This is a genomic window from Pseudomonas sp. MD195_PC81_125 (genome assembly GCF_014060985.1).
In the GTDB taxonomy this organism is placed as follows: Bacteria; Pseudomonadota; Gammaproteobacteria; order Pseudomonadales; family Pseudomonadaceae; genus Aquipseudomonas; species Aquipseudomonas parakoreensis.
In genome coordinates, this window is sequence record NZ_JABULD010000970.1 from 1 (window position 1) to 546 (window position 546).

The following is a 546-nucleotide window of genomic DNA, read 5'->3' on the forward strand; positions in this document are numbered from 1 at the left end:
CCAGGTGTTGGCTGATTGCGTACCAACACCGATGGCAGGAGATCTGGATCTTTCTGTCTGCAAGGAGTGGCCTGCATATCCAGGATTAACCATCAACGCCACTGCACAGTTTAAGCGCGGATCCGCATCTGATGACCCTGAGGCGCTGAGTACCTACGATTTCGACTTGTCCGTTCTGGACACTGCTCAATCGAAGCCCATTGCGACGTACTACAAAGCGGCTGCATTCGTATTGGATGGCGTCAGTTTGCGAGAAATAACGCTCGATACGGCTCGCTACACACTGACTACCGATCTTCGTGCCTTTGGCATACGTGCGTTATCCACTAACGGATCCCGGATCAATCCGATGGAAGAAAACCTGCTTTCGCTCTACGTGAAAGAGGGCGAAAAATTGCGCCCGGTGTTGGATAAATTAGTGGTTTATCGGTATGGCGGCGAGTGGGATGGTGACTGCGAAGGCGAGCGATATGAGATTTCAAGAACAGTAGAAATCGCTAAAACGAGCTCTCACGGCTATGCAGATCTGATTGTCAAAAACCTTGG

The 546-nt window shown here is 50.7% G+C and carries 1 protein-coding gene; it reads left to right on the forward strand.

Going from position 1 to position 546, the window contains the following annotated elements; translation table 11 throughout:
- Positions 1–546, forward strand: a 546-nt coding sequence (locus HT737_RS30655; RefSeq protein ID WP_182404692.1) for a hypothetical protein, incomplete at both ends; no start/stop codon positions are given.